Genomic DNA, 21,689 nt, shown 5'->3' on the forward strand with positions numbered 1-21,689 from the left:
CTAAGTGAAAGGAGGGTCACCTATGGCAGCTACATTGGACGAAGTCGCACAGCGAGCCGGTGTATCCAAAACGACCGTTTCCCGTGTGATCAACAATCGGGGGTACATCTCTACCAAAACCCGTAATCGGGTACAGGCCGCAATCGATGAGCTAAACTACCATCCCAACTCGGTGGCACGCTCCTTACTCGGCAAAAGCACCCAGCTCATCGGTATCATTTTCCCGAATACAAGCAATGTATTCTATGCGGAGATGATCGAGCATATCGAGACCCGGCTGTTCAAGCGTGGCTATAAGACGATCCTGTGTAACAGCTTCAACGATCCTCAAAAGGAAGTCGAGTACCTGAAAATGCTTCAGGGCAACCAGGTTGACGGTATTATCACCGGATCATTGAATGAAAATATTGCGGAATACCGTAAGCTGACCCTGCCGATCGTATCGTTCGACCGTTATCTGGGTAATCGGATTCCGACCGTAAGCTCGGATAACTTTGAAGGTGGACAACTTGCGGCGGCCGCGCTGATTCGTGGTAAGGTTAAGCGCGTGCTGCTGATCTCTACCAGTCTGAGCGAGATGTCACCAACGGATGATCGGATTAATGCCTTTGCAGAGAAAATGGAGCAGCAAAAGATTACGTATAAGCAGATTAATATTCCATTTCAAACGTCACCGACGATGAAAAAAATGTTCATTCGAGATGAGATTCGGGAGTTCCAGCCGGATGGGGTCATGGCGACGGATGATGCGACAGCGATGCTCGTACGGTATCAGCTGGAGCTACTGGGCAAACGGGTGCCGCAGGATGTGCAGGTGATCGGATACGATGGAACGCGGTTTATGCAGGAGGCGTTTCCTGAGCTGAGTACGATTGTGCAGCCGATTCCAGATATTGCGGAGCTGCTGATTGAGCTATTGATTGAGCGGATTGAAGATCCGGAGAAGGAATTGGGCAAGCAGTATACGTTGCCGGTGGCGTTGTATGGTGGGGGGACGGCGGGGAGTTAATTGGATGAGGTGCGTGGTTGGATTGTTGGCGTTGGGTGGTGATTGGGCTGAATGTATTGGGGTGGGGGTTAAATGCTCCAATTAAAGGCTGAATGCAAAATAATAGTTCGGTCGGTGCTTTTGCAGCAACCACTCCGGGAAGGAATAAGGGGACGGACTCCGGTATCGCACAGGAATCTACGGAGTAGGAGTGAAATGTAGATTCCCGTGCTCAAAAGTAGTAAGATATTTTGCTTCGCAAAAATCACTTTCCATTGAACCCCGTGTTAGGAAATCACTAACACTATAAGTCGTCCTTTCCCCTTATTTCCTTCCCTTCGTTCTGGTGGGGATGCCTCATATATATCTCTGCGTTTCTGTTTCTATCTCTTTAAAATCCTATTTTAAAAAGAGCTTTAAGTACGTATGAAACGTATTAAGCAGATGGTTAGAACTAAAATACTCGAACTCAATAGAGCATCCTATCCGGTGCGATAAGGTATGTAGAATTAAGCATACCCTTGTATAGGAGGCATACGATTACAACTCTTACTCCTCGGTCTATTGCTATTGCTTTTAAATGTCCCAATTAATTCTATGGTCACTTTGCTTTTCGCAGTTCATTCACTCGCTTCTCCGCTTTATAATCCTTTTTAATATCACGTAGAACGGGATCATTCATCTCGCTCCATGTTTCTAAGATCATACGCGGTTCGGCTTCGATGCGGTTTTTGATGGCTGTGTGATCATCTTGTTGAAAGGCTTTGATGATTGCTTCTAAATCCTTGCGGTCTAGTAGCTTAACGTGATTAATTCCTGCCAATGTTTCGCATGGATCTGTAAATTCGGATGATGTGATAACCATGGACTTTTTCGCTTTATAATATCTCATGGACGAAAAAGCTTGCTGTACAGCATCTACGCCTACTGTACGACCTACAGAATAACGCTTCGCTTGAATAACATTTCGAAAGCCTTCGCGATCTGTGAATACTACATCTGCGCCAAAATCGCGACTCCCCGGTGTTTTGTATACACCTGTATAACCAAGTTCTAACAAAAGCTGATACAGATACATTTCAAATTCAGAACCATCTTCCATCTGATCGATATGGTCAATTGTGATTTTTTTGAGATCATAGTTATCTAAAACAGGTGTCTTAAACTTCTTCCATTTCTTGGCTTTATTAAATAGTAGTAAGATTGCGGTCACTGCTACAATGCCTATTAGCACGAAAATAATTTCCAATCTATTATTCCCTCCACTTTATTCATTTATTCATCAGAAGTACATATGTATATGAACTGCATTAGGATAGCAGTTCCATTGGCTATGGAATGTAAGCAAAGCTATAATTATATCGTGTTATAGTTTCCTTAAAACTACAAAACCTTCAATCCACTTCTTGCTGGATGAACAGTAAAATCATACCATGTTACTTAGCAATTTAGAACATACTGCTCTAATTAAAAATTATCCACAAGTAAGTTGATCAGAACATTAGATACGACTCCTATTATTTCTCTTGTATTGCCTGCTTTGCAGTACACATATTCAGTGTGTAATCTAAGTCTCTTTACATAGCAGTCCACCTTTCAAAAAACCACCAAAAAGGGTATCCTAGACATAGACTGAATTGAATCAGGCTCCATCATCAAGCTGTGCACTATCCGGCAGCAACGATACAAGCCATTGTGCAACAACAGAAAGGTGTGTCAACTGTGCGAATCAATAAATATATTAGCGAGTCGGGAGCGACTTCCCGCCGTGGGGCGGATAAATGGATTAACGAAGGCAAAGTAACGATCAACGGTGTTGTCGCTGAACTGGGCAGTCAGGTGCAACCAGGGGATGACGTGCGTTACAAAGGTCAAAAGATCGGTGCCGAGCAGAAAAAAGAGCATGTGTACATCGCGCTCAACAAGCCGGTCGGCATTACGAGTACGACCGAGCGACATATTAAAGGGAATATCGTCGATTTCGTTAATCATCCACTGCGCATTTTCCATATCGGTCGTCTGGACAAAGATTCGGATGGGCTGATCCTGCTCACCAATGATGGCGATATCGTCAACGAGATTTTGCGTGCGGAAAACAAACACGAAAAGGAATATATCGTTACGGTCGATCGCCCGATCACCCATGCTTTTTTGCAAAAGATGGCATCCGGAGTGGAGATTCTGGATACCGTCACGCTGCCTTGTAAAGTGACGCAGCAGTCTAAATATGTATTTAAGATTATCCTGACGCAAGGATTGAATCGTCAGATTCGCCGGATGTGTTCGGCACTGGGGTATGAAGTGCATGGGCTGCGCCGTACGCGGATTATGAATATTCAGCTCGGTAGTCTGCCGGTTGGCAAATGGCGTGATTTGACGGAGAAGGAACGGGAGCAGTTGTTTCGTGATTTGGATTATACGCCGCGTCCGTTGTGAGTGAGTTTTAGAGTAGTGATGTACGTTGGGTTTGAGGCATGATAGGAGCCGGGTTTAACGGTAGGATATGAATTAGATTTAGCGGAATGAAATGTAGTCGTGTAGATGGTAGAGACATACGAGTGGAATGGCGATATGGAGTTCATCTTAGCGCCGAATGAACTTGGGTTTAATTTTATGCTCACTTCAATTTTACACCTTGAATGACTGTTCCTATGGTGTATGTATATAGTGAATACAGTAAATAAATACAAGAAAAGCTGCTCCCTTCGTATCGGGAAGCAGCTTTTTCTTATGTTTTCAGCGATATGATGTGAATGACAGTTTACTTGTAAAATACTTTGTCCACATTGTAACGCGCATGTAGGCTGTTGATGATATATGTCTCATAAATTTCGCGCTCAGTTGCATCTTCTACAACGCAAACATCGATTCGAGTCACTTCATCACGATGATTTTTGATCGGCGAAACGGTGTCTTCAAAATGCTTTTTGATACGCGGTCTGAGTTTGCGAGCTTTACCGACGAACAGCAGTTCATCTTGCTCGTTGTAAAACATGTAGATGCCGCCTAATTCGCGAGTGATGAGGTGGAAATCGGTAAAACCGTAGATATGGCTGAGTTGTGGGTTGGTTTGTTTTGTAATGGAGACGTCCGGTTCAGGGATCGTGATTTGGATCAAGTGGTGGTCACTTCCTTTTTTGATGTAGGGGGTTATTTTAGCATAGATAAATTGTAAGAGATAGAACTAGACTTTTATTTAGAATAAATAATATTTCAATTCATGACTAACCCATTATATCAATTTAGTATTCCTATAAACATTCGATCAAAAACCAACTCACCAAAATGAAAACAAATCTTTTTTAATACTTTTAATGATATTAAAATCATTTATTCTCTTACTTTTATTATATGCATTCTCGATATATTTCGCAGGCTCATACAAAAATTTTTTTTCGTCTATTAATGATATATAGGAGCCTTCTAAATCATTTATAGTTTTACATTGTGCACATACGAATTTTGGAGTTTTACAATTAAATCTATTTTCATTAATTATATCGTACATCAATTTTGTATCTAGGTATCTAGATCTACACCCATCTGGATTATTAACATATTTACTAATCCAATTAGTATCACCATTTATTTCCTGAATAACTCCTATTATTCCATTGCTTGAAGATGTGCGATCTTCCCTTGTAGTATTTTTGAGGGAATATTCAAGTTCCCAATCCATCCATTTACTTAGTTTGATATTAGGAGATATAACAACAATAGTAACAGAGGTATTAAAAATCATTTCTTTTAAATGATTTTTAATTGTATCAGTCTTCTTGTCTGTCAAATTAGGTGAGGCACTGGTTTCTCCTGTATAAAAACGAGCATCATCTCCAAGTGCATCGATAATTCGATCTCTAGTAATTTTAGCCTCACTATATTTATAAGAAATAAATGTTTTACGAGCCATATATATGTTTCTCCTCTATCTACTATTTTTTCTTTTTTCAAGTTTATTTATAATTTCAATTATAGTTTCAATCAACTTTTCATCTGTCTGATTACTATCACCTAGTAATTGATAACTACCTTTTAATTTAGAATCATGAACGTAATCCTCAAAGTTATCTAGGACTCTATTCCATAATTTCTTAGCCGTAAAACCAGTTGCTCCGATAGGAATCGGTATAACATCTTGAGCTAAACTTATTTCGAATTCTTCATTCATGCCATTTGCTTCTACTATATCACCTGTAGATGAATCAACTTTGTTTCCAAATATAAAAATAGCAATGCCAACATTTTGAATCATATTATTTCTATGTTTTGTCCATAATTCTTTCAAAGGAATTTGACCCGTTGTATCTTGAGGAAAAGGTCTCGAAATCAACCTCTCTTCTACTTTTCGATTTCTTTTAGAATAGATTTTTTCAAGTGCTCCTGAAATAATACAACTACCTATACCAAGACCAAAACCAGTTACAATATTATTATCATTATCAATGATAGCTTTACTAAGATTACTAGCAAATCTTAAACTACGTTCTTCGCCCCAGTCTCCATAATTGGAAGCACTCCCAGAAATGAATACATCTCTTCTTTTGTATTGCTTTTCCAAATCTTTAAGAATTTTAGTGATATCTTCGTATTCGTCTACTAATAAAACCTTTATACTATATCTTTTGAGATCATTAAGTTTTAAATTTTGTTTGATTTGAGCGTACTGAAAATCTTTTAATTTTTTAAAATCTTTTCGTTGAACTTTTCTCATAAAGCAATAATGCGTTCTTTGATTAGTTTCTAATAATATTCTTATTCGACTTAATATATATTCTAGGTTAGGATCATCAAAACTAAATCCGATGAACAACATGGTTTTTGAAACCAGATCGCCTTGTAGAGCTGTTGTGAATAATTGTCTTTTACTATTATAGTTTTCATAGTCATCCTTAGTTAATACAGCTTCATGAACTAAAGAAATATCTCCGTGCATTTTATAAATCTTAGCATCGCTATTTGGCTTTGTTAGAGCTAAATTTTCAGATGTTATTTTAACATCTACTCTTTTTCCTTCTTCTCTCATCGATTCTTCGATTAAATTGTCATAGTTAGTTGTCCAATACGTATCAATAGGGAGTCTAGATAATATCTGATGATTCTCGGTAATCACTGCATCCTTCGTAAACTCATCAATTAATGTTTGATTTATTCTAGCTCTATTCTGGTTCTCATTTAAATGATATTGGGCTACTGCTATAAGATCACTTTCTTTATCAATATCCAAATTTATTTCAGAAGCAATATCTCTAAGCAAATTTTTCCAATCAACAAACCCTGCTGGCTTTGATAGCCCAGCACCCACAAAAATAGCAGCATTTGATTCTTCAATAGAAGTTTTATATATTCTAAGAAACTCACTTATATCCTGATTCATCTTTTTCTCCTTCATTATGAAATTAAGATTCAAACCATTCCCCTAGTTCGGTTCCATTAGATTGTCCATTTTGAAAGACACCCCATCTTCCATCTTCAACCTGCTCAATGTAACTGTATAAACCATAGTATTCTCGCTCATCCCATTTAAAATTACTATGTATAAGTGGAAGAATAGCTATTTTTTGCAATCCTTTTGATCCGTCTGCTATGCCTAACTCCCAAGGTATCCAAATAGATTTAATGCTATTAGGAGTAGCCAATAATACAAATTTTTTAGACTTATTAATTTTTTCTTTTAACTTTTCTGCCGTTTTTGAAGATGTTATCTCAGGCATGTCATGATCAAGCCAGTCAATATAAGTTCTCTGACCAAATTGCGCCAAAAAACCTACTGCCTTTTTAATATTTTCTTTATCATCATGACGATGAGATAAAAAAATCGGATTAGATTTACCAAATTGGTAGTTTTCTTGAAGAGACTTTTCAAGTTTTTCAGACATACTGTTTAGAGTTTCGAATGTTAAGTAAGAAATAATAAATCCCCCTTAATGACAAAAAAATGCAGTCATGTAGTTGTATACTCTTATCTTCAAAGTAATAATATTAATTATAAGGTTATTTTTGTAAAAAAAACAACAAATACTTACTTAATTATCAGTAATATAAACAAAATATAAAAAGCCTTCGAGCTAATAAAATTAGTTCGAAGGCTTAAAGTTAAATCCTACTCCCACTCAATCGTAGCCGGCGGTTTCGAAGTAATATCATAAACAACCCGATTCACATTATCCACTTCATTGACAATACGCACCGAAATCTTCTCCAGCACGTCCCACGGAATACGTGCCCAGTCCGCAGTCATACCATCAATCGAAGTTACCGCACGGATACCTACCGTATACGAATACGTACGTGCATCACCCATAACGCCAACGCTCTTCATGTTCGGCAGGGCTGTGAAGTACTGCCAAATTTCGCTTTCCAGACCTGCCTTGGCGATCTCTTCGCGCAGGATGTAGTCGGAATCACGAACGATGGTCAGCTTGTCTTCTGTCACTTCGCCAAGTACGCGAATCGCCAGACCTGGACCTGGGAACGGCTGACGCCATACGATGGCGCGTGGCAGGCCGCATTCTTCGCCGACTTTACGTACCTCGTCTTTGAACAGTGTTTTCAGTGGCTCTACGAGTTCAAATTCCATATCTTCTGGCAGGCCGCCAACGTTATGGTGGGATTTGATCGTTTGCGCCGTAGCTGTACCACTTTCCACGATATCCGTATACAGGGTACCCTGTGCCAGGAAGGCAAAGTCGCCCAGCTTTTTGGATTCTTCGTCGAATACATAGATAAACTCGTTACCGATGATTTTACGTTTTTGTTCTGGATCGTCTACGCCAGCGAGCTTGGACAGGAAGCGCTCCTGGGCATCGATTTTGACAACCTTCATATCGAACTTACCGACAAACGTCTCCATTACGCTCTCGGCTTCGCCTTTACGCAGTAGACCGTGGTCGATGAACATACAGGTGAGCTGGTCGCCGATAGCTTTGTGCAGCAGGATCGCTACAACGGAAGAATCTACGCCGCCGCTCAATGCGCACAGTACATGCTTGTCACCCACCTGTGCACGAATATCTGCGATCGTGTCGTCGATGAAGGTCTGCATGCTCCACTCACCATGACATTTACACACTTCATACAGGAAGTTGCGGATCATTTCGTTACCAAACACGGAGTGACGTACTTCCGGGTGGAATTGTACTGCGTACAGCTGACGTGCTGCATTGCTCATCGCTGCGATCGGTGCAGACTCTGTGCTTGCATCCACGACAAAGCCTTCTGGCAGACCGACAACATGGTCACCGTGGCTCATCCATACGGTGTGACTTGCTTCCATTCCTTTATTCAGCGCGCAATGCGGCATGAAATCGACATCGGATTTACCATACTCGCGTTTTGCAGAACGTTCTACTTTACCGGACAATTGTTGAGCCATGAGCTGCATACCGTAACAGATCCCGAAGATTGGCACATTCAGGTCATAGATAGCCGGGTCCACATGCGGAGCATCTTCTGCGTACACGCTCGATGGGCCACCGGAGAAAATAATTCCTTTTGGAGCCAGTTCACGAATCTTCTCGACAGGGGTGTTAAAAGGCAAAAGCTCACTGTATACGCCAAGGTCACGGATACGTCTTGCAATTAACTGATTGTATTGTCCACCAAAATCAAGGACAACGATAATTTCATTTGGACTGTTCATTATGTGCCTCCCACTTTTCAATGAGTCTAATTATACCTATCCCTAAAAGAGACCGTCAAGGCTTGTCGTACCTAGATTTCAGCATTTTTCACATGATTTCATTGTTTTTTTCATAACAGGTAAAGGAGAAGTGTAGATATTGCAGTGGCAGCTGGTAGGAAGTGTACATGTATATGGAAGGAAGAGATAGCGTGATGCTGCTTGGATATCGATGCGGAAGCACGAGAGCTTGCACTGTACTGGAGTTCCTGCTTGTCATTTGTTAGACTTTTTATTGTATAGAATACATTTTCAGGATAATGATCTAGCATTCGGTAGGACGAACACATGCGCTGAGTAGAGATGAGTACGACTGAACGCCTTATGTGCTCTATTCTATTTTGCCTTGTTCGTGCCTTGCTAGCAAGGGATTCCATGCATCGGTTTGGATGAGGCAAACGATCTTACCCTTAACATATCTTACTATCCTAAAAACTAAAGGAGCTTATTGTGAAGGTATGCTTGCTTATCCACGGGTTCACCGGGGGAGAATATGAGGTGTCTCCGTTAGCTGAATATTTAGAAGCACAGGGATATACGGTCAAAATGTTTACTTTGCACGGCCATGGCGGCAGTAAGGCGCAGCTTCGTAATGCCAGTCGTCATGATTGGATTCAGAGTGCAGAAGTAGAACTTCAGCAATTGCTGGCAGACTATCCTACGGTTCACCTGATCGGCTTTTCTACAGGGGCATTGATTGCCGCTCATCTGGTCATAAAATACCCGAAGCAGATTGGCTCGTTAACGATGCTATCTGCGCCTGTGTTCCCACTCAATCCGCAGCAGATTATGCGCACGCTATATCAGTGGCCGATGGTTAAGGCTTATATTCGTAATTTCTTCGTCGTGCCATCCAGCGCGACACGCGAATTTTACCGGATCGTTCGTGAATCGTTTGCGATCTATCCTGATATTCAGCTTCCTGTACTGATCATACAGGGCGATCGGGATCATCTGGTGAAGATGAAAAGCGTCTCGTATCTGGCAGAGCATCTAGGTACGCCGCATAAGCGAGTGGTCATTGTACCTGCTAGCGGGCATCTGGTCTGTTATGCAGCGCGTAAAATTGAGGTGTTCGAGGCGGTGCAGAGCTGGATCGATACGCATCATGTGAGGTAGCTGGAGCGAGCTGATGCTGCTGAATATTGGTGGCTATGCCTTCCGTCTGCACCTGCATCTCTGTCTGCACTTATGTCTGTGTCTATATCTATGTCTATGTCTATGTCTATAGGAGCGTACCCTATCATTCTTCTGTATTGCCACCTTGCTGTTCATGTAAAAAGGCATCTAATATACATGTACAAACTTGAATACTAATAAATGCTCTCCTTTGTACGCATAAATGTCTACTATATGGTGTATGGTCAAGGAATCCATCAGCTAAAGAAGTAGCTTGCTTCACACATATAGCGTATCCTATTCATATATGAATGGAAATTTCCGTTATTAATAGAAGAACGCGGTTGCCCCATTTTGTTCAGGCATGGGCACAGAAACGCCACTTCGTTGTAGTATACTAAGAATCATTCTAGCTTGTGGAGGCAATCTCATGGGAATCGTGCAATATTTGGAGTCTTTATTCACGCATCATGGCTACCTGGTGCTCTTTCTCGGCTTGCTGCTGGAGTTTATCGCTTTGCCTTTTCCGGGTGAGACGACGATGGCGTATGCCGGATATTTATCGTATATGCAGCATTTGCATTTTGGATTTGTTTTATTATGTGCATTTGCAGGCACGACAATCGGGATGATGATCACGTATTTTATCGGTAAAAAGGCAGGCTTGCCCTTTATGCGTAAATACGGCAAATGGATTTTACTGCCTGAGCATAAGCTCGATAAAGCGCAGAAGTGGTTTAATAAGTATGGCTACACGCTCGTTTTCGTTGGGTATTTTATTCCGGGGGTGCGCCATTTTACAGGGTACTTTTCGGGGATTATGAATTATAAATTTTGGCGATTTGCGGCGTATGCGTACAGTGGGGCTTTCCTATGGGTGCTGACGTTTACGTTGTTGGGGAAGATTTTCGGGCCGCAATGGAATCAGATCTTTCACTGGATTCACGAGTACTCGGCTGAAGCGATTGCGATTATTGTGGCGCTGATTGTAGCGGCAGTGATCGTGAAGTATCGTCGGCAGATGGGGATTTATCTGGTAGATCGATTTGGTAAGAAGAAGTCGGAGGAATAGGGCGGCTAGTTAGCGGTATAGAAAAAAGAGCAACGTTTATAACTTATAACGTTGCTCTTTTTTTCTGTTTACCTGATATTAAAACTTACACTATTAGACGATATACTCATACTACTGTTACTACTTTTAGCAGATTGTGTAGGTACACGAGAAATACCATCTACAGTGATATTACTGACGGAAGTATTAAGCGAGCCAGAAGCTTTGGTAATCACCGCATGTGTTTGCGGATCTTTTATATCAGCTATAGTAGCTAATATTTTATAATTTGTAATCTCTGCAATTCCACTACCATTTTTCTCCATAATGACTGCTAATTTCGTGGGAGTAGCATTGGAACAAGTCGAATTGGCACACTTCGCCATACCTTGTAACTTCACTCTTGCAGTACTAACATTATCATGAAAATACTTTTTCCAAAAACTAACTTGTACATCTTCGCCTGGAATAAATCCATTATTGTACTGTACAGCATCGTAACCACTTAACATGGTGTCATTACCCCAAGGATAATTCTCACCAACTTTCATATATGGTTTCCAAGCTTGAACACCATTTTGGCTTTTTGGACTATATTGTAAACCAGCATCTGCTTCTGTGTTTCCCGTAAATCCGACATAAGTATAAGTTGTACCCTTATTACTCTCTAATACTCCTACATTACCGTCAGTATGTATTCGAGCTTCTAGAAGATTACCTGTAGATACAAATGCTCTTGCTCCGATTCCACCTGAAATCGTAGAAACTGCTGCCAAATTCTGCATATAAATATTGTTAGAAGTTTGTTTAGAAATAAAATCATTAGCTATTTTAGTATCTAAATTCACAATTTTAGCGATTGGACTTGTACTAGGGGAATCTTCATAAAAATATAAATTTTTATTTTCTCCATCAATATAAAAGTAATCATAAGCTTCTTTATTTGTTACCAAGCTTTGAGAAAAAGTAGATATTTGCGGGCTTTGTTCTTTTTTTTCTTCCATGATCACGTTTTGGGCTTTAAAAATAAAACTATTCACGTCTTGAGATGAAACATTAGCTGAATTTGTTACTTTAACAAACGAAGATAATAGATTATTATCTTGTCCATATGTATTCCCTGTTACTGTAGAACTAATATCGTTCCCTTTAGCCTCTGTAAATTTAAAAGATAATGCTCCGATTAATAAGGAAACGATCATGAATAATATTATAATTTTCTTCAAGCTCTTCACCTCTATTATTATATATTTAATTTTCAAAAATCAATTAACTCCGCCCCTCCTTCAATATGTATTTTTTTTCTTAACATTATTCTTATATCAATTAATTAGAGATATGTAAATATATTTTTTTGTTTATATTTGTATTTGTGTATCTTCCTTTAACAGGATATACTCTTTATGTAATAAAAACCATATTAAATCAGGAGGAACATTTAATGAAAGTAAGTAAGTACATCATACCTTTGTGCATTTGTTTTTGTCTTAGCCTATTCTTACCTGTTCAAACAACATCAGCTCAAAATAGTACAACACATGCACTTCAGTCGATTGTCTACATACAAGCTTCACCAGGTAGTGCTTATGCTATTGATAGTAAAGGAACGACATGGACATGGGGTGGATCGGGAAGATATGCTGGAACAGGGGATACTTCTATTCATCTATCTCCCATTTCTTTTCCAGACTCTACTCCTACATTTACGAGTATTGCTCCTGGATCTGATGTCTATTCAAGCGCACTAACAGATAACGGTCTTGTATATACGTGGGGCGTGGATGATCCCAGCGGCCAAAAAACAACTTCACCTGTGCAAGTTCAAGACTTGAAAAATATGACCTCTATTGCTACAGGTGCAAAACATTTTCTTGCTTTGGACAACACAGGGCAAGTATGGGGATGGGGATCCAATGATACTGGGCAATTAGATAAAGCAAAAATAGCTACAATGCCAGTAGTGAAAACACCTATACGCTTATCCGGACTTGATCAAGTTAAAGCCATTGCATCCTACGATAATTATTCTATTGCATTGAAAAATGATGGTACCCTTTGGGGATGGGGTTCTGTTAATAGTTCGAGTACTTCACCTACTTTGCTTGTAGATGGTAAAAATATTAACTCTATACACATGAGTTATGCCAAAATTGTAGCCACAAACGCAAAAGGTCAAGTAGTGTATTGGAATTTATATAAAGGTAACTCCAAACCTAAGATCTACAGCTTAAAATCGCCTGTTATTTCAACAGATAGCTGGGCATCAAGTTATATTTATGTCATTACAAATGATCATAAAGTATGGCAAATTGATCCAACAACTGATCCCACTTCTATTCAACAAGTACCTGGGTTGAAGGATATTATTCAAGTAACATCTGGAAATAGCTTCACACTTGCATTAGATAAAACAGGATTTGTTCATAGTCTGGGTATGAATAACGCTGGACAGCTTGGAATAGGAAATCCATTTTTAAGGGGGAGTTCTACTCCTGTAATTGTTCAAAAAGCCATCGATGTACAATTGAATGGACAGCAACTTCGTATGTCTAACGTTCCAATCCTCATAAACAGCTCTGTCTATGTACCTGTTCGAGGCTTGTTCGAAAAAATGAATGCAACGGTCACATGGGATCGGAAAAACAGAAACGATGTATTAGTTACAAGCGGCTCTACCACTATTCAACTAACCAAAGGCAAAAATACTGCTATTGTTAACGGCAAGGAAGTGCCTTTATCTGCACCTCCTCAATATGCGAATGAGAGCATCTTTATTCCACTGCGCTTTATTTCAGAAACGATTGGTGCTCATGTCAATTGGAACAGTGCCGACTATACCGTGACAATTAATACGAATAATTCTTCGAAATAATAGTTTTCGCTAAAAAATGAATAATATTTAGTTACAGAATTATCAAATTTAGTCATTGAAGTCCATGATAAGATCAGCTAAATATAACGATCTATCGTATTTAGTAGCAACATATGAAATAAACAAAGCGGAGTATGTTTAACTGACTACTCCTCTTTGTTTATTTAGATGATATTTCTATAATTTATAACACTGCTCTTACACCATCCTTCGTCCATTCGAACGCATACTAAGCAACAACAGCACAACGATCACAATATCCGCTATCGCAATTGCATAAAACAGTGTTGAAGTCATGGGCTGGATCAACAGCGATAATACGATCGTGCTAACTGTCATACCAAAGTTCTCCAAGCGATAACGACCGGGACGACGAAAAACTCGATAAGCAAGGGCAATAATGGTATACAGGATGATGGCGGCAATCACATAATTCATGCTGTACCTCCTTCTTCATGCTACGTTTAATATGTATAAATGAACACTACTATCTCTAATCAGCATACCCCATTTTGCATATATGCGCAAAAAACCACCACCCAGACGCTTACCTGCGGCTCGGGTGGTGGTTTTTTGTATGCCTCTTCAACGATTGCCTATCGTTCATATCGTCGTTAATACTATGCGTCCTACGCCTGGATCGCTTCTAGCACAGCATTCACATGCCCTTTGACCTTTACATTACGCCATTCCTGCTGTAGATTGCCTTCTTCGTCAATCAGGAAGGTGGAGCGCACGATGCCCTCGTATTCCTTGCCATACATCTTTTTGAGCTGCCAGACTCCATAGGCTTCTGCTACAGCATGATCGGGATCGGCAAGCAATGGAAACGGTAGCTCGTGCTTGGCGATAAATTTGTCATGCGACTTGACGCTATCCGGGCTAATACCGAGTACGACAGCACCGTGTTGTTCGTAGCCAGCAGTACTATCGCGGAAGTCACAGGCTTCCTGCGTGCAGCTGGAGGTATTATCCTTCGGGTAGAAATACAATACAACTTTGCGTCCGCGATAGTCGCTCAAGGAGATTTCTTTACCACCGGATGCCTCCAGTGTAAAGTCCGGTGCAGGCTGTCCAATTTGCAATTCACTCATGGTTATAGCTCCTTTTCAATATATGGTTAGGTCTTGCTACGATACTCTCATGTATATAATAGTAGAAAGATACGACTGTGAAAAGAAGCGCCGTATGCATTCTATCTCTGCTCTCCCACGCTGGCTACACTCGAAAGGTATCGATAAGCAAAGGTCGAGTAAGCGTCGAGTAAGCGAGAAGTCTCATTCAGGGTGACTAGGTCGATATCTAGCCTGCCCATTACTCGACCTACCTGTATTTACTTGGATATGATCCATCTGGCAAGAGCTTACCCACTCCCTACAACTCCATTACTTCACGATTAACACCGGACAATGAGCGCGCTTCACCACCTTATGGCTCACACTGCCAAGTACAAATTCCTGCAAGGCATTCAAGCCACGGGTGCCGATCACAATGAGGTCTACATTATTAGCATCTGCATATTTTACGATTGTCGGGCCAGGCTCGCCTTTTACCGTGGTCAGCTTGGGCTGCAACTCTGCTCCAGATAGTACATCCAGCACAGGCTGTAATCTCTCCTGACGGTAAAACTCGATCTCCTCATGGTTCGGTGAATGTAGCACTTCGTCTCGTATTCGATCTGGATCGATGACCAGTAGCACTTCGACGAATGTGTCTGTACTCATATGTGCCAGCTTCACCGCTTCAGTCGCCGCTCTGACCGAGTTATCTGATCCATCAGCAGCAATAAGGATATGCTTGTACATCGTGAACACTCCTTTTTGGGCATGGTAGCCATTCGCGTTATGTCGTATTGCAGCTTACCAAGGCGAGGCGATATAACGCTCTTGATCATATATACCCATTTAGCTACAGGCTGTTACGTGCATTGGGTGAGATGATGCTAATCCGATGCTTCTATGTAAAATTGGGATCGTGTCTGTAGTATGCTAGTATAGAATGGTATCTCCCTACCTACATAGCTTGAGCTGGCTTTACGCTTGTACTCCATATCGTGTCACTCGTCTTATTTCAAAGAAATCGAATTCCAATGGAGTAAATGGGCACAGGATCACCGCTTTACTCAGTGCATCTTTTACCAACACTTCCCCATGCATCCGTTTGCCACACTCTGACAAAGGAGCTTGATCTCATGACCAAACTAGCTACTGTATTACAAAATGACCGCATACAGGTACGTCTGATCCACAGCGAAGACGCAGCGCAGATGTTGACGCTGGAAACGCGTAATCGTGAGTTTTTCCAGCAGTTTACGGGGACGCATGATGAATCATTTTATACATTGGAAGGACAGCAGCAGGTTGCACAGACTCGTATCGAGCGTGCAGAGCAGGATTATGGCTACTGGTTCGTGATTGTTCATCGTGAGACTGAGCAAATTATCGGCTATATTATGCTAACCGAAGTGGTACGGAGTAACCTCCAGAGCTGCTGGATTGGCTATTTTCTTGATGCAGCCTATAACGGACAAGGCATCATGACCGATGCGGTGAAGCTGGTAGTGCAGTATGCGTTTGAGCAGCTACATTTTCACCGACTGGAGGCAGGCGTCATGCCGCACAATATAGGCTCGATTCGTGTGCTGGAGAAGTCCGGCTTCGAACGTGAAGGGCTAGCACGGAAAAATGTGAAGATTAATGGTGTCTGGCAAGATCATGTGACGCTGGGAATCGTGAATCCGAACGATTAAGGCAAAAGGAAAAGCATCTCTTTCATACAACGACGGTGGCTGATAATTCCGCTGGATCGCTGATGAGTAGAGATGCTTTTTATCGATAAACCGAGAATCTTTTTAATATATATATCTATAATCAGGTGGTCGTCGCGTTGCTGGCTGACTTCTCAAGCTTATTGCTCGCATTCAGTGCGCTATTCCAGCCAGAATAACCGGAGTCGACCCACCATTTGTCTGTATTCGGCTGCTGAGTGATCACGTAATCCCAGCTCACATCTGCGTCAGATACCGTACCATCCTCAGCTGTTTTCTCGTATACCTGTGTTGCTGTCAGATGGATACCATCCTGACGAACCTCGATGCAGTCCTGATCGATAATGACCCTGGGCGTAAAATTGAGATACATTTTAAAAAAGCATATGATTTCGATATTTCACCTGTTGTAGTGCTATCAAACAGCCCTAGTGCCTTTTAAATAGCATAGGAATGACTATAACCGTTGTTACTGTAATGAATAGAGTAGGATAATCCAAGCAAAAAAGCCGTGTCAGAATTATTCTGGCACGACTTTTCCAATCGTTTAACTCTTTTTAAGTTTGCGAGTTTTCTCAGATATGCACTGATGTTCTGTTACGAGCCTGCCCCACGATACCGCTTCACCCCAGTATTCCATAGGAGCAGACTGGCGGTAAAGAAGACCAGCCCCATCACCGGTGTCAGCCATGCCATCGTCAGCATCTCCTGACGTTGCAGGAACAGTGCCGCTGGATAGATGCCTACAAATGCAAACGGCAATACCCATGTCAGTACAATCTGGATCACGCGGTTATAGATCGTGATCGGATAACGCCCGTAGGTCTGAATATTCACCATCAGCGGAATGATGCCGGTTGGTGAATCCGAGTAGAACGATACCGACGTTAATATAATGTAGATTCCAGCATAGATGAGCGTCGAGCCAATCACCATCAGGATCATAACAGGGATGAACCACCACTGCATATCCAGCCCCAGCTGCCCACCGCTCCAGATCATAATGATCAGTCCAATCGCCGAGCCGATCAATGAAGGCGGGTCTAGATTTTCCAAAAAAATCTGAAACAGACTATGCGCTGGACGGGTGAGAATGCGATCCATCTCGCCCTTTACAATATACCGATCTCCGAAATTCCACAGATTAATAAAGCAGCTATACAGTCCATATGGCACCATAAAGTAGCCATACACGAACACAACCTCAGCTTCGGTAAAGCCGCCCAGCGTCTCGGTATGAGCAAACACAACGAAGATAAAGATCAGATTGGTTGCCTGAAACAGCAGATCCGAGATCACTTCGACCCAGAAGTCGGCGCGATACGTCAGCCTTGTTTTCATATAATTCGTAAAATACTCCCAGATCAGCCCAACATAATATGCGATTCGCATCGACTCAACCTCCCTGCACGAACAGTCGTACCCGGGCGGCACGCCATACGATAATCATTGGCACAAGCAAAATCACAAACCAGAGCACCTGAATACCCAGCACTTCCAGAATGCCTGTCCCCTGTACACGTCCTGTAAATACCGAGCCCGGCAAGTACGTGATCGCCTGAAACGGCAAAAAGTTCATAATCGATACGAGCCAGCCCGGGAAGAAGCTAATCGGAATGAGCAGCCCGGAGAACAGATCGACCACAACACGCTTCATACGCATCAGCCCATCGTTATTTTCGATAAAAAATGCCATCAATCCAACGAGAATATTAAGCTGTGTATTAATAAGGAAACTAAAAAATAGCATCACGAGAAATCCAATCCACGATACCGGGCTTGTCGGCAACTGCACCGGAAACAGTATAATCGCAATAATCATGCCCGGAATCATAAACATGGTGAACCGGAACAGTCCCTCGCCAAAGCCCTGCATCATTTTCACGAGCAAATAATTGTACGGACGGATAAATTGAATCGCAATCGTACCATCTCGAATCTCGGTCGCAATCTCCCGATCCAGATTGTTAAAGTAAAAGGCACGCGCCATCCATGATACCGCCACATAGGTCGTCATCTGTGCCGCTGTGAAGCCAGCCAGCTGCTCCTTGCCACCATAGATTGCTTGCCAGGTAAAATAGTACACCCCAATATTGAGCGTATACACGAGAATGCCGGAATAATAATTCACCCGATACGCCAGCATCGTCAGAAAGCGAATTCGGATAAAGTCGAGATACAGACTAGACATGAAGGATGCCTCCTGCTCCCGGCTTCTCCGCTGATCCTGAGCTGTAAATCTGGCGTACAATCTCATCCGTACTCGTCTCGGAAATCTGTACATCCGTTACTTCAGCGGCACCGAGCACGCGTGAAAATAAATCCGATACCGCGGTATCTACCGGAATAAGCGCTGTAGCGACCAGTTCACTCTCCTGTGTCCATGTGACCGGCAAGCCCCCCGTCCATGCAGTTAGCTCGGCTGCGGTCACCGCCTTACCAAATTGGAATCGTACCGCACGTCCACTGCCCCAGCGCGACTTGAGTTCATCCAGTCCGCCATCGTAAATGATGCTGCCCGCATCGAGCATAATGACGCGTGAGCAGAGCGCTTCGATATCCTGTAGATCATGCGTGGTCAGCAGAATGGTTGTGCCCTGCGTGCGATTGAGTTCTTTTAGAAATTCACGAATTTCGGATTTGACCACGATATCGAGTCCAATCGTTGGCTCATCAAGGAAGACGATCGATGGATTATGCAGCAGTGCTGCTACCAGCTCACAGCGCATACGCTGTCCCAGACTGAGCTTACGCACCGGACGACTGAGCAGCTCCTGTAGCTCCAGACGCTCCACCAGCTCATCCAGTCGCTTACGAAAATCCGACTCGGATACGCCGTATACCTTGCGTAATAATTGGAAGGATTCGATCACACCGATATCCCACCAGAGCTGACTGCGTTGTCCGAAAACGACACCGATGCCGTTGACGAATTTCTCACGCTCCAGATAAGGAACGTAGCCGTTGACACGAATGTCACCGGAGGTCGGTACGAGAATACCGGTGAGCATTTTGATTGTAGTTGATTTACCGGCACCATTTTCACCGATATAGCCGCAGATCTCTCCCTGCGGAATCGTAAAGCTAATATCATTGACCGCAGCTACCTCGCGATATTCTCTAGCGAACAGGTCTTGCAGCGCGCCCTTGAGCCCACCGCGGCTTTGCTGGATGCGGAAGTTTTTGCGTAATTGATGAACCTCGATTGCCTGCATAGTGCACTCCTTTGTGACGGCGTAATCGTCGCCGTATAATCTATAAAATGGTCTGCCCACTTGAGTAGAGACTGAGCCTGCGGAAGGTCTGTCCATCCTATTCATGACAAAATCGATGTAAAATGCTGCGTACAGCAACAGGATTGTCATTTTTATTCTCTTTTTTTCGTCACCAAACCGCCGTATGATAGGGTACAGAAAAAGAGGGATTGACAGCAGCACATCCGCCTGTTCCACCGCTATGTCAGAATTGATTGTTGCCCGAAAAGAAATTATAATGTACGGGTGTTGTTAACACAATGCAAAGCTATTAACTTTTATCCGCCATGCATATCGCAGATGCATAGGCACGAAGTGTCTCTGTGCAGTTTTTGTTTGTCCGAATATGAGGTACACCCTTATACATCGCGAAACCCCATCCTTGAAAGGAAGAACGTGCATGAAATCAAAAACAAAGCGTACGCTGTTATGGAGCCTGGGCATTATCGCCGTGGCGGTCATCGGCTATGCCATTTATTACTTTACAGCAGTGTATAACCAGATTGGCGCTCTGCAAAAAACAGGCGGCGATTCTCCATTCAAAAATATACCGACCAATACCGCGGTCGCAGCTGCTCCTCCCGTATGGGAAGGAACCGAGCCCGTTAATATTTTGCTCATGGGTGTCGACTCCCGTCAATCGAACGACGGCGAAGTGCCTCGTTCGGACACGATGCTTGTTGCCTCGCTTGATCCGGTGAAAAAGACGATCCATCTGTTCTCGATCTTGCGTGATACGTACGTCGACATTCCGGGACATGATCAGAACCGCATCAACTCGGCGATCACACATGGCCCAACAACCGCCATGCAGACGGTAAGCGATGTGCTCGGTATTCCGGTGCAATATTATGTATACACCGACTTCCAGGGCTTCATTAAACTCGTCGATGCCGTGGGCGGCATTGACTTTAATGTAGAAAAGGATATGCATTACGTCAGCGCAGCAGATAAGCATGAGTACGACATCGATCTGAAAGCCGGCATGCAGCATCTGGACGGTAAAACAGCATTGCAATACGTTCGTTTCCGCCATGATGCCATGTCCGACTTCTCCCGTACCGAACGTCAGCGTGCCTTCCTGACAGCAGTCGGTGATAAATTAAAATCGACCACCTCGATTATGAATCTGCCGGACATTTTAAAACAGGTGAACCCATATATCGATACGAACCTGAGTGTCGACGATCTGTGGAAGCTCGCCAGCGTTGCCTACGATAGCAAAATGAGCGGCAGCGACCAGCTCCCACCGAATAACCTGCTCGTCGAAAAACATGTGGGCGGTGCCCAGGTAATCGGCATCAGCAGCGAAAGTAAGCTGAAACAATTCGTACAGGACGCTCTGAGCAAAACAACGACCGACCCTGTTCCAGTATCATCAGATGGCAAATCAGGTACTTCCACTGATCCCGAAGCAAGCAGCTCCACCGAAGGCTCTAGCTCGTCCAGTACACCATCATCCAGTACGACAGGCAATAGCTCTTCTAGCCCAGAATCAAGCTCGACATCATCCAGTAAATAAAGCATTCATTGCTGATCAACACTCCATTTATTTCCAGTAAATAAACAATCCAAAGGAAGCTTCGTTCACCGAAGCTTCCTTTTTGCTGTCCAATCACATGTCTAACCCGTTTCAATGAGCGATTTGTACCCATTTGTTCATACCATCGTCATTTGCCAATAAGGATGGTCATGTTAAAATAGATACGGTCTTTCAACAACGTAACGCTCGGATTTAGGATTTTAGATTTTAGATTTTAGATTTTAGATTTTAGATTTTGGATGTAAGATTTGGAATGTAGGATTTAGGATCTAAGAATTAAGATTTTGAATTAAAGATTGTACATCCACTACTTGAGAGTTAGAAGCACATCTAAATCTTAATTTCACTTCTTAATTTTCTACTTTGCTTTTCATGCCTCAAAATCCTGGATGTTGGATTTTAAATACAGGTGCGAGA

General features: G+C 42.4%; 21 protein-coding genes. 7 read left to right on the plus strand and 14 right to left on the minus strand.

The window, feature by feature from the left end:
- Positions 1-22 precede the first annotated feature (22 nt).
- Positions 23-1,009, plus strand: coding sequence for a LacI family DNA-binding transcriptional regulator (locus IEX62_RS11380; protein WP_188775658.1), 987 nt, complete (start codon positions 23-25; stop codon positions 1,007-1,009).
- Between the two features lie 580 nt (positions 1,010-1,589).
- On the opposite strand, the gene IEX62_RS11385 is transcribed toward IEX62_RS11380, so the two are convergent.
- A complete protein-coding gene (locus IEX62_RS11385; protein WP_188775659.1) occupies positions 1,590-2,237 on the minus strand; it encodes a restriction endonuclease in 648 nt (215 codons plus the stop codon).
- 473 nt (positions 2,238-2,710) lie between these two features.
- Between IEX62_RS11385 and rluF the strand changes: the two genes are divergently transcribed.
- Positions 2,711-3,424: a 23S rRNA pseudouridine(2604) synthase RluF gene (gene rluF / locus IEX62_RS11390; protein WP_188775660.1), complete on the plus strand. Its 714-nt coding sequence runs from the start codon at positions 2,711-2,713 to the stop codon at positions 3,422-3,424.
- A 325-nt stretch (positions 3,425-3,749) separates the two neighbouring features.
- Here rluF and IEX62_RS11395 read toward each other — a convergent pair whose 3' ends face one another.
- The 5 genes from IEX62_RS11395 to guaA all read right to left on the minus strand — a co-directional run bounded on the left by IEX62_RS11395 (position 3,750) and on the right by guaA (position 8,627).
- Complete coding sequence (locus tag IEX62_RS11395) at positions 3,750-4,106, minus strand: nucleotide excision repair endonuclease (RefSeq protein ID WP_188775661.1); 357 nt, start codon at positions 4,104-4,106, stop codon at positions 3,750-3,752.
- Positions 4,107-4,265: 159 nt separating this feature from the next.
- Positions 4,266-4,898 carry a TIR domain-containing protein gene (locus tag IEX62_RS11400; RefSeq protein WP_188775662.1) on the minus strand — a complete coding sequence of 211 codons (633 nt, stop codon included), beginning with the start codon at positions 4,896-4,898 and terminating at the stop codon, positions 4,266-4,268.
- A gap of 15 nt (positions 4,899-4,913) precedes the next feature.
- Positions 4,914-6,362 (minus strand): SIR2 family protein, encoded by a 1,449-nt coding sequence (locus tag IEX62_RS11405; RefSeq protein WP_188775663.1) that lies wholly within the window; start codon positions 6,360-6,362, stop codon positions 4,914-4,916.
- A gap of 22 nt (positions 6,363-6,384) precedes the next feature.
- On the minus strand, positions 6,385-6,864 hold the full coding sequence (locus tag IEX62_RS11410; RefSeq protein ID WP_188775664.1) for a toll/interleukin-1 receptor domain-containing protein: 480 nt from the start codon (positions 6,862-6,864) through the stop codon (positions 6,385-6,387).
- Between the two features lie 224 nt (positions 6,865-7,088).
- Positions 7,089-8,627 carry a glutamine-hydrolyzing GMP synthase gene (guaA, locus tag IEX62_RS11415; protein ID WP_188775665.1) on the minus strand — a complete coding sequence of 513 codons (1,539 nt, stop codon included), beginning with the start codon at positions 8,625-8,627 and terminating at the stop codon, positions 7,089-7,091.
- A 489-nt stretch (positions 8,628-9,116) separates the two neighbouring features.
- On the opposite strand from guaA, the gene IEX62_RS11420 reads away from it, so the two are divergent.
- Both IEX62_RS11420 and IEX62_RS11425 read left to right on the plus strand, forming a co-directional pair.
- Entirely contained in the window at positions 9,117-9,785 is a 669-nt protein-coding gene (locus IEX62_RS11420; RefSeq protein WP_268239809.1) for an alpha/beta hydrolase, read from the plus strand.
- Between the two features lie 430 nt (positions 9,786-10,215).
- Entirely contained in the window at positions 10,216-10,857 is a 642-nt protein-coding gene (locus IEX62_RS11425) for a DedA family protein (RefSeq protein ID WP_188775667.1), read from the plus strand.
- 68 nt (positions 10,858-10,925) lie between these two features.
- Here the strand turns inward: IEX62_RS11425 and IEX62_RS11430 are convergent, their stop codons facing one another.
- The gene (locus tag IEX62_RS11430) at positions 10,926-12,098 is read right to left on the minus strand and encodes a YrpD family protein (RefSeq protein WP_188775668.1); all 1,173 of its coding nucleotides are present in this window, start codon (positions 12,096-12,098) and stop codon (positions 10,926-10,928) included.
- Between the two features lie 179 nt (positions 12,099-12,277).
- On the opposite strand from IEX62_RS11430, the gene IEX62_RS11435 reads away from it, so the two are divergent.
- A complete protein-coding gene (locus tag IEX62_RS11435) occupies positions 12,278-13,708 on the plus strand; it encodes a stalk domain-containing protein (protein WP_188775669.1) in 1,431 nt (476 codons plus the stop codon).
- Positions 13,709-13,906: 198 nt separating this feature from the next.
- Here the strand turns inward: IEX62_RS11435 and IEX62_RS11440 are convergent, their stop codons facing one another.
- The 3 genes from IEX62_RS11440 to IEX62_RS11450 all read right to left on the minus strand — a co-directional run bounded on the left by IEX62_RS11440 (position 13,907) and on the right by IEX62_RS11450 (position 15,513).
- Entirely contained in the window at positions 13,907-14,146 is a 240-nt protein-coding gene (locus IEX62_RS11440) for a hypothetical protein (protein ID WP_188775670.1), read from the minus strand.
- A 191-nt stretch (positions 14,147-14,337) separates the two neighbouring features.
- Positions 14,338-14,802 carry a thioredoxin-dependent thiol peroxidase gene (bcp, locus tag IEX62_RS11445; protein ID WP_188775671.1) on the minus strand — a complete coding sequence of 155 codons (465 nt, stop codon included), beginning with the start codon at positions 14,800-14,802 and terminating at the stop codon, positions 14,338-14,340.
- Positions 14,803-15,093: 291 nt separating this feature from the next.
- Positions 15,094-15,513: a universal stress protein gene (locus IEX62_RS11450; RefSeq protein ID WP_188775672.1), complete on the minus strand. Its 420-nt coding sequence runs from the start codon at positions 15,511-15,513 to the stop codon at positions 15,094-15,096.
- A 386-nt stretch (positions 15,514-15,899) separates the two neighbouring features.
- Between IEX62_RS11450 and IEX62_RS11455 the strand changes: the two genes are divergently transcribed.
- Positions 15,900-16,457, plus strand: coding sequence for a GNAT family N-acetyltransferase (locus IEX62_RS11455; RefSeq protein ID WP_188775673.1), 558 nt, complete (start codon positions 15,900-15,902; stop codon positions 16,455-16,457).
- Positions 16,458-16,578: 121 nt separating this feature from the next.
- On the opposite strand, the gene IEX62_RS11460 is transcribed toward IEX62_RS11455, so the two are convergent.
- The 4 genes from IEX62_RS11460 to IEX62_RS11475 all read right to left on the minus strand — a co-directional run bounded on the left by IEX62_RS11460 (position 16,579) and on the right by IEX62_RS11475 (position 19,690).
- Positions 16,579-16,848 carry a hypothetical protein gene (locus IEX62_RS11460; protein WP_188775674.1) on the minus strand — a complete coding sequence of 90 codons (270 nt, stop codon included), beginning with the start codon at positions 16,846-16,848 and terminating at the stop codon, positions 16,579-16,581.
- A gap of 224 nt (positions 16,849-17,072) precedes the next feature.
- Positions 17,073-17,861: an ABC transporter permease gene (locus IEX62_RS11465; RefSeq protein WP_188776048.1), complete on the minus strand. Its 789-nt coding sequence runs from the start codon at positions 17,859-17,861 to the stop codon at positions 17,073-17,075.
- A gap of 10 nt (positions 17,862-17,871) precedes the next feature.
- Positions 17,872-18,666 carry an ABC transporter permease gene (locus IEX62_RS11470; protein WP_188775675.1) on the minus strand — a complete coding sequence of 265 codons (795 nt, stop codon included), beginning with the start codon at positions 18,664-18,666 and terminating at the stop codon, positions 17,872-17,874.
- Complete coding sequence (locus IEX62_RS11475; protein ID WP_188775676.1) at positions 18,659-19,690, minus strand: ABC transporter ATP-binding protein; 1,032 nt, start codon at positions 19,688-19,690, stop codon at positions 18,659-18,661. The genes IEX62_RS11470 and IEX62_RS11475 overlap by 8 nt, the downstream gene beginning before the upstream one ends.
- Positions 19,691-20,129: 439 nt before the next feature.
- Here IEX62_RS11475 and IEX62_RS11480 point away from each other — a divergent pair, with 439 nt between their 5' ends.
- On the plus strand, positions 20,130-21,251 hold the full coding sequence (locus IEX62_RS11480) for an LCP family protein (protein WP_188775677.1): 1,122 nt from the start codon (positions 20,130-20,132) through the stop codon (positions 21,249-21,251).
- Positions 21,252-21,689 lie beyond the last annotated feature (438 nt).

This window comes from Paenibacillus hunanensis (assembly GCF_014645615.1).
Taxonomy (GTDB): domain Bacteria; phylum Bacillota; class Bacilli; order Paenibacillales; family Paenibacillaceae; genus Saccharibacillus; species Saccharibacillus hunanensis.